The following is an 8,164-nucleotide window of genomic DNA, read 5'->3' on the forward strand; positions in this document are numbered from 1 at the left end:
TTTGAGAAAGAATGAACAGCAATCAAAACAATGACATCAAAACAAAACATCATTTTCCGTTATTGTTGGCACTGGCTTTAACGATGGGGGTATTTGCAGCTGGATCTGAAGAGCTTGTGATCTCACCGCTGCTGCCGGATTTAGCAAAAGCCTTCAGCTCAGATGTCAGCGTCCTTGCGTTATCTATCAGTATTTACGGCATTATGATTTTTATCGGTGCGCCGCTTTTGGTTCCATTAGGCGATAAATACTCCAGAGAACTGAGCTTATTGGCCGGGCTTATGATCTTTATCATAGGAACGGTGATATGCGCTTTGGCTCAAAATATTTTTTTCTTCTTTTTAGGCCGGGCGCTTTCGGGATTGGCTGCGGGAGCGTTTGTTCCGACCGCTTACGCAGTTGTCGGTGATCGTGTTCCTTATACATACCGGGGCAAGGTGATGGGACTGATCGTTTCAAGCTGGTCGCTGGCGCTGATTTTCGGAGTGCCGCTCGGATCATTTATCGGCGGCGTCCTGCATTGGAGATGGACGTTTTGGATTTTCGCCTTGATGGGCGTTTTCGTTGTCCTGCTGATTCTCCTTGAAATGCGCCGCCATGCCCAACATAAAAACAGCGGCAAGAAAGAAATAGAAGAGCCGGCAGGAACATTCCGGGATGCGCTGAAAGTCCCTCGTGTACCTGTTTATATCACGATAACCTTTTGTAATATGATTGGTTTTTACGGTATGTATTCCTTTTTAGGCACCTATCTTCAGGACGTTTTTACCGGAGGAAACACGGCTGCGGGCTTATTTATCATGATTTATGGAATCGGGTTTTCCATGAGTGTGATTACAGGAAAGATAGCCGACCGCATCGGAAAAATGCGCTCCCTTTTAATTGCGCTGGGGGTCATCAGCGTTCTGCTGGCGTGTTTACCATATGCGCCGGCGTCTATGTTTCTGTTAATCACCAGCCTATTTATTTGGGGATTAATGCAAAGTTTGACGGTGACGCTGCTCAGCACCATTTTGAGTGACTGCTCAGAGCGTCATCGCGGAAAAGTCATGGTGTTTTACAGCCTCGCCTCGAATCTGGCCGTGACATTAGGTTCTGCTTTAATGGGACCCGTATATGTGGCATACGGCTATGCAGCTGTCGGATTGATTTGCGCCGCCATCACAGTCCTCGGATTTGTGCTCAGTGTATTCGCATATAAAAAGTACGGCAAACTTGAGCAGAAGGCCGATCAGTCCTTATCTCAATAAACAAAGTTTCTAAATTCCTATAATTAAAAACCCTTTTTAAAGGGTTTTTTTGTTTGTATGGGAATAATTATCAATATTTTCAAAAAACATTGACAGTTCAATTGCCGCTGGATAAAATTTACTTAAAATTTTAAAAGATTGGTTGGTGCTCATGATTATATTGGATAATAGCATTAAGACAAAAAAAAGAACTGATTCACTATCCAAACTCATTACAGTCAACACGCTCGGCCCTGAGGGGACAAGCAGTGAGTACGCAGCAAAGCATTTCATTTCCAATTTTACTCTTCTACAAGGGCTGAACAGTAAATTGTCCTTGCATGATACTTTTGAATCATGCATCGAAAGGACGCTCCAAAGCCCGCTGGAATATACCATCGTCCCACATGCTTACGATGGCATTAAGCATTTCTACATGAGGCCGGATTTGCAGCTATTGCAGATCTTCAGGTGCGATACACCGATGTACGGCCTGGCTGTTCGTCCTGATTTTGAATTCAGAGACGATATGCTTGATACATCTGTTATTGTTTCACATCCTTCACCTATTAATTTAATAAAATATTTTACCCGCAAAGATGTTCGTTTCAAACTAGTCAATTCAACCAGTCAAGCCGCAAGAAAAGTAAAAGAAGGTTTGTATGACATTGCCTTAACCAATGAGCTTGCACGGCAAAAGTACGGGCTAACCTTTGTAAAAACATTCAAAAGCATTCCAATGAGCTGGTCATTATTTGGAAAAGGAGACGTTGATGATGAAAACTAAAGAAGATATGCAGGAGCTTTATTTCCCGACACCGAAATTAATTGAATGGGAAAACGGAGTGAGGCAGTATTCAACCGTACGAGGGGATACTGAAGTATTAATGTCTTACGTCCCGCCGCATACCAATGTTGAACCCCATCAGCATAAGGAGGTCCAAATCGGCATGGTCGTTTCTGGCGAGCTGATGATGACTGTCGGAGATGTGACAAGAAAAATGACAGCCTTGGAATCTGCCTATATCGCGCCGCCGCATGTGCCTCATGGGGCAAGAAACGACACAGACCAAGAAGTGATTGCTATTGATATCAAGCGGCTGAAAGCTGATGAAACATATACAAGTCCTGAGGACTACTTTTTGGATATTTTCAAAACAAGAGACCTGCTGCCGGGCATGGAAGTCACGTTCTTTGTTGAGGATTGGGTAGAAATTATGCTTGCCAAAATCCCTGGAAATGGCGGAGAAATGCCTTTCCATAAACATCGGAATGAACAAATAGGCATCTGCATCGGCGGCGGCTATGACATGACGGTCGAAGGCTGCACAGTCGAGATGAAATTCGGCACAGCCTATTTCTGTGAGCCTCGTGAAGATCACGGTGCCATCAACCGTTCGGAAAAAGAATCAAAATCGATTAATATCTTCTTCCCGCCGCGCTACAACAGAGCAAAAGCAAAAAAAATGAAGGCGGATGAATGATCATGAACCTCACCGATAAAACCGTCCTCATAACTGGAGGCGCATCAGGCATTGGTTATGCTGCGGTTCAGGCTTTTTTGGGCCAGCAGGCCAATGTGGTTGTGGCGGATATTGATGAAGCGCAGGGAGAAGCAATGGTACGAAAAGAAAATAATGACAGGCTGCACTTTGTGCAAACGGACATCACAGACGAAGCTGCCTGCCAGCACGCAGTTGAATCGGCGGTTCATACATTTGGCGGGCTCGATGTCTTGATTAATAATGCAGGCATCGAAATCGTGGCGCCTATTCACGAGATGGAGCTCAGCGATTGGAACAAGGTGCTGCAAGTCAATTTGACCGGCATGTTTTTAATGAGCAAACATGCACTCAAGCATATGCTGGCCGCCGGCAAGGGCAACATCATTAATACGTGCTCTGTCGGCGGACTCGTGGCATGGCCTGATATTCCTGCTTATAACGCCAGCAAAGGCGGGGTTTTGCAGCTGACTAAATCAATGGCCGTTGATTATGCGAAGCATCACATTCGCGTGAACTGCGTATGCCCGGGGATCATCGACACACCGCTGAATGAAAAATCATTCCTTGAAAATAACGAAGGCACACTTGAAGAGATCAAAAAAGAAAAGGCGAAGGTAAATCCGCTGCTGAGGCTTGGGAAACCTGAAGAAATCGCAAACGTGATGCTGTTTTTAGCCTCGGATTTATCAAGCTATATGACCGGAAGCGCCATCACCGCAGACGGAGGATACACCGCACAATAGAGAAGGAGTGTTTTACATATGGAGAGAAAAACAGTATTGGTCATCGCTGATCTTGGAGGCTGCCCGCCGCACATGTTTTATAAAAGCGCTGCTGAAAAATATAACCTGGTCAGCTTTATTCCAAGACCTTTTGCAATTACAGCCTCCCATGCAGCATTGATTGAAAAATACTCGGTCGCGGTCATAAAAGATAAAGACTATTTTAAGAGTTTAGCTGATTTTGAGCATCCTGACTCCATTTATTGGGCGCATGAGGATCATAACAAGCCTGAGGAAGAGGTCGTCGAGCAAATCGTCAAGGTTGCCGAAATGTTTGGGGCGGATGCCATCACAACAAACAATGAATTATTCATTGCTCCGATGGCAAAAGCCTGTGAACGTCTGGGCTTGAGAGGTGCCGGCGTGCAGGCAGCCGAAAATGCCAGAGATAAAAATAAAATGAGGGACGCTTTTAATAAGGCCGGAGTCAAATCAATCAAAAACAAACGAGTCACAACTCTTGAAGATTTCCGTGCTGCTCTTGAAGAGATCGGCACACCTCTTATCTTAAAGCCTACATACTTAGCGAGTTCAATCGGTGTAACGCTGATTACGGACACTGAGACGGCAGAAGATGAATTTAACAGAGTCAATGACTATCTGAAATCAATTAACGTGCCAAAGGCGGTTACGTTTGAAGCGCCGTTTATCGCTGAAGAATTTTTACAGGGTGAGTACGGAGACTGGTATCAAACAGAAGGGTATTCCGACTATATCAGTATAGAAGGCATCATGGCTGACGGTGAGTATTTCCCGATCGCCATTCATGATAAAACGCCGCAAATCGGGTTTACAGAGACATCCCACATTACGCCGTCGATTCTGGATGAAGAGGCAAAAAAGAAAATTGTCGAAGCTGCCAAAAAGGCAAATGAAGGGCTTGGACTGCAAAATTGCGCAACACATACAGAGATCAAGCTAATGAAAAACAGAGAACCGGGTTTAATAGAGTCGGCAGCCAGATTCGCAGGCTGGAATATGATTCCTAATATTAAAAAGGTCTTTGGCCTTGATATGGCGCAATTATTATTAGATGTCCTCTGTTTCGGAAAAGACGCCGATCTGCCGGACGGATTATTGGATCAAGAGCCTTATTATGTTGCCGACTGCCATTTGTACCCGCAGCATTTCAAACAAAATGGCCAGATTCCAGAAACTGCTGAGGATTTGGTCATTGAAGCGATCGATATTCCGGACGGGCTTTTAAAAGGGGATACTGAAATCGTTTCTTTTTCGGCCGCAGCACCAGGCACTTCAGTTGATTTGACATTGTTTGAAGCTTTCAATTCCATTGCTGCATTTGAACTGAAAGGCAGTAATTCACAGGATGTGGCTGAATCAATCAGACAAATTCAGCAGCATGCGAAGCTGACGGCAAAGTATGTGCTGCCAGTATGAAACCGCTGAAACCCAACTCTAAATACTTGCTTTACGGGCAGGCGCTATCGTTCATGGGAGACTATTGTGTTCTCCCTGCCCTGCTCATTTTGTCTACATATTATCACGATTATTGGGTGACGTCCGGGGTCATCGTGGTCAGAAGCATTCCGATGGTGTTTCAGCCGTTTTTGGGGGTTCTGGTCGACCGGTTAGACAGAATTAAGATCATGCTGTGGACGGATATCATCAGAGGCATCATCTTTTTGGGGCTCACATTTCTTCCAAAAGGCGAGTATCCGCTGATTTTTCTGGCCCTGCTGTTTATTTCTTATGGAAGCGGCGTGTTTTTTAATCCCGCCCGTCTCGCTGTCATGTCGTCCTTGGAATCAGATATTAAAAGCATCAACACGTTATTTGCAAAAGCGACAACCATTTCCATTATCGTCGGGGCGGCTGCCGGAGGGCTCTTTCTGTTAGGCGGATCTGTAGAGCTGGCTGTTGCCTTTAACGGTGTGACATACCTGGTTTCGGCATTTTTTATCAGCCGTATCAAGCTGCAATTTGTGCCGATTCAATCTGAAAACATAAAAGAGGCCTTTCAGTCTTTTAAGGAAGGGCTCAAGGAAATCAAAACCAATGCTTTTGTATTAAACGCCATGTTTACGATGATTACAATGGCTTTGCTGTGGGGAGTTGTGTACAGCTATTTTCCGATTGTCAGCCGCTTTCTGGGTGACGGGGAAATCGGCAACTTTATTCTCACGTTCTGCATCGGCTTCGGCGGGTTCATCGGAGCGGCGCTTGTCAGCAAATGGGGCTTTAACAACAATAGAGGCCTGACGTACTTTACCGTTTTATCCATTGTCTCGCTGGCGCTGTTTTTATTCACGCCGATTTTCGCTGTTTCTGTCATCGCGGCGATCCTCTTTTTCATCGCGATGGAATACGGGGAAGTGCTTGCAAAAGTGAAGGTTCAGGAAAATGCGGCAAACCAGATTCAAGGGCGCATTTTTTCAGTGGCCGAAGCGTCTATCGGATTATGCATTTCTATTGGTTCAATGTTCATTAACATCCTAAGCGCTCCGGTCATTATGGGGCTGATTGTCGTGATCGTATGCGGTTTGTTTTTGCATACGAAGCTCGTCAACAAATCGTTTTTGGAACGGGATAACAAAACGGAGCAAAAAGGAGTCTTTTAGATGGAAATAACACCGTCCGATGTCATCAAGACACTTCCAAGGCAGGAGTTTTCTCTCGTTTTTCAAAAGGTAAAGGAAATGGAAAAAACGGGAGCCCATATCATTAATCTCGGACAGGGGAACCCTGACCTTCCCACTCCGCCGCATATTGTCGAGGCTTTGCGGGAGGCTTCTCTGAATCCTTCGTTTCATGGATACGGCCCTTTCAGGGGCTATCCTTTTTTAAAGGAAGCGATCGCCGCTTTCTATAAAAGGGAATACGGAGTGACAATCAATCCTGAAACGGAAGTCGCGCTTTTCGGAGGCGGGAAAGCCGGATTGTATGTGCTGACACAATGCCTGCTCAATCCGGGAGACATCGCTTTAGTCCCGAATCCAGGCTATCCTGAATATTTATCAGGGATTACGATGGCGCGAGCTGAGCTTTACGAAATGCCGCTGTATGAAGAAAATGGCTATCTGCCGGATTTTGAAAAGATTGATCCAGCCGTGCTGGAAAAAGCGAAGCTTATGTTTTTAAACTATCCGAACAACCCCACTGGAGCTGTGGCTGATGCGGCTTTTTATGCAAAAGCTGCTGCTTTTGCGAAAGAGCATAACATCCATTTGATTCATGATTTTGCATACGGGGCGTTTGAATTCGATCAAAAACCGGCCAGCTTTCTTGAGGCAGAGGATGCCAAAACTGTCGGAGCAGAGCTTTATTCATTTTCAAAAACATTTAACATGGCCGGCTGGAGAATGGCGTTTGCGGTTGGGAACGAAAAAATCATTCAGGCCGTCAATGAATTTCAGGATCATGTATTTGTCGGCATGTTCGGCGGGCTGCAGCAGGCAGCGAGTGCGGCGCTTTCTGGAGATCCGGAGCATACGGAATCGTTGAAACGAATTTATAAGGAACGAATTGACTTTTTTACGGCGCTTTGTGAAAAGGAACTGGGCTGGAAGATGGAAAAGCCAAAAGGAACCTTTTACGTATGGGCTGAAATTCCGAATACGTTTGAGACATCTCACCAATTTTCCGATTACTTGCTGGAGCATGCCCATGTCGTAGTCACACCGGGCGAAATTTTTGGAAGCAACGGAAAAAGGCATGTCAGAATCTCAATGGTGTCGAAGCAGGAGGATCTGCGGGAATTTGTCACGCGGATTCAAAAGCTGAACCTGCCGTTCGGGTCATTACAAGAAACATCCCGCTAAAAAGCGGGATGTTTTTATATGCTTTTCATGCTGCCGCCGTCAGCGGAAATTTGCTGTCCCGTGATGTAGGAGGCTTCCTCAGAGGCAAGAAATGCGGCGAGCGCTGCGGTTTCTTCGGCTGATCCGACCCGTTTCATCGGAATCCCGGAAGCAATCTGTTCTTCTGCTTTCTGTTTGGATATGCTGTTCTTTTTCATCACATTTTCCACAAATTGATGATAACGGTCTGTAGCGATAAAACCAGGATTCAGACAGTTGACAGTAATGTTGTGAGGAGCAAGCTGGATGGAAATATTTTTACTGGCGTTAATTAAAGCGGCATTCATCATACTGTTTGTGAACATGTTGGCGCCGGGTTCTTTCCACAGATTTCCGACAATGTTGATGATTCTGCCAAACTCGTTTTGTTTCATCAGTGAGGAAGCACGCTTGATTGCGTCAATATAGGCAACGGTCTTTTGAGTGAACGTGGCCGTCATATCCTCTATATTGCAGTTATCAAATGTGTCAGGCGCGCCGCCCGGGATATTATTAATCAGAACATCAAGCCGTCCGCATTGAGATTCGATTTTCTGAAAAATGCCCGCTCTCGTATGCTGGTCAGACATATCGCCCGCAAGGACAATGACGCTCGCCTCAGGATGCTTGGCCAAAATGTCTTCTTTGACAGATTCAATATTATCCAAATTTCGCGAATTAATGACGAGGGAAAAGTGCTGGTCTGCTAATTTCAGAGCGATTGCTTTCCCGATCCCTTGACTGGCTCCCATAACAAATGCGGTTCGTTTTGACAAATAACTGCACCCCTTTGAAAAAAATGGATTATTATCTACATCGTAAGAAAAAACGAAGAAAATAGCAAATTTTAT

General features: G+C 45.3%; 8 protein-coding genes. 7 read left to right on the plus strand and 1 reads right to left on the minus strand.

Annotation, left to right across the window (positions count from 1 at the left end; all coding sequences use genetic code 11):
* The first annotated feature begins 11 nt into the window (after window positions 1–11).
* The 7 genes from RAC86_RS31600 to bacF all read left to right on the plus strand — a co-directional run bounded on the left by RAC86_RS31600 (window position 12) and on the right by bacF (window position 7,295).
* Window positions 12–1,250 carry an MFS transporter gene (locus tag RAC86_RS31600; RefSeq protein ID WP_377886429.1) on the plus strand — a complete coding sequence of 413 codons (1,239 nt, stop codon included), beginning with the start codon at window positions 12–14 and terminating at the stop codon, window positions 1,248–1,250.
* A gap of 151 nt (window positions 1,251–1,401) precedes the next feature.
* Window positions 1,402–2,016, plus strand: a complete 615-nt coding sequence (bacA, locus tag RAC86_RS31605) for a prephenate decarboxylase (RefSeq protein WP_377886430.1) — start codon at window positions 1,402–1,404, stop codon at window positions 2,014–2,016.
* A complete protein-coding gene (bacB, locus tag RAC86_RS31610; protein ID WP_003244300.1) occupies window positions 2,006–2,713 on the plus strand; it encodes a 3-((4R)-4-hydroxycyclohexa-1,5-dien-1-yl)-2-oxopropanoate isomerase in 708 nt (235 codons plus the stop codon). Before bacA ends, bacB begins: the two co-directional genes overlap by 11 nt.
* A gap of 2 nt (window positions 2,714–2,715) precedes the next feature.
* Window positions 2,716–3,477, plus strand: a complete 762-nt coding sequence (gene bacC, locus RAC86_RS31615; protein ID WP_064671827.1) for a dihydroanticapsin 7-dehydrogenase — start codon at window positions 2,716–2,718, stop codon at window positions 3,475–3,477.
* Window positions 3,478–3,495: 18 nt separating this feature from the next.
* Window positions 3,496–4,914 (plus strand): alanine--anticapsin ligase, encoded by a 1,419-nt coding sequence (bacD, locus tag RAC86_RS31620; protein ID WP_003242921.1) that lies wholly within the window; start codon window positions 3,496–3,498, stop codon window positions 4,912–4,914.
* Window positions 4,911–6,095: a bacilysin exporter BacE gene (gene bacE / locus RAC86_RS31625; RefSeq protein ID WP_377886431.1), complete on the plus strand. Its 1,185-nt coding sequence runs from the start codon at window positions 4,911–4,913 to the stop codon at window positions 6,093–6,095. The genes bacD and bacE overlap by 4 nt, the downstream gene beginning before the upstream one ends.
* Window positions 6,096–7,295: a transaminase BacF gene (bacF, locus tag RAC86_RS31630; RefSeq protein WP_003242568.1), complete on the plus strand. Its 1,200-nt coding sequence runs from the start codon at window positions 6,096–6,098 to the stop codon at window positions 7,293–7,295. It begins immediately after the preceding gene.
* Window positions 7,296–7,309: 14 nt separating this feature from the next.
* On the opposite strand, the gene bacG is transcribed toward bacF, so the two are convergent.
* Complete coding sequence (gene bacG / locus RAC86_RS31635) at window positions 7,310–8,089, minus strand: NADPH-dependent reductase BacG (protein ID WP_003244095.1); 780 nt, start codon at window positions 8,087–8,089, stop codon at window positions 7,310–7,312.
* Between the last annotated feature and the right edge of the window lie 75 nt (window positions 8,090–8,164).

The organism is Bacillus sp. LR_5 (genome assembly GCF_042709275.1).

Excerpts from the sequence above, each read along its gene's own strand:
- bacB (WP_003244300.1), top strand. The coding sequence starts at position 2,006 with ATGAAAACTAAAGAAGATATGCAGGAGCTTTATTTCCCGACACCGAAA.
- bacD (WP_003242921.1), top strand. The coding sequence starts at position 3,496 with ATGGAGAGAAAAACAGTATTGGTCATCGCTGATCTTGGAGGCTGCCCG.
- bacC (WP_064671827.1), top strand. The coding sequence starts at position 2,716 with ATGAACCTCACCGATAAAACCGTCCTCATAACTGGAGGCGCATCAGGC.
- bacA (WP_377886430.1), top strand. The coding sequence starts at position 1,402 with ATGATTATATTGGATAATAGCATTAAGACAAAAAAAAGAACTGATTCA.
- bacF (WP_003242568.1), top strand. The coding sequence starts at position 6,096 with ATGGAAATAACACCGTCCGATGTCATCAAGACACTTCCAAGGCAGGAG.
- RAC86_RS31600 (WP_377886429.1), top strand. The coding sequence starts at position 12 with ATGAACAGCAATCAAAACAATGACATCAAAACAAAACATCATTTTCCG.
- bacE (WP_377886431.1), top strand. The coding sequence starts at position 4,911 with ATGAAACCGCTGAAACCCAACTCTAAATACTTGCTTTACGGGCAGGCG.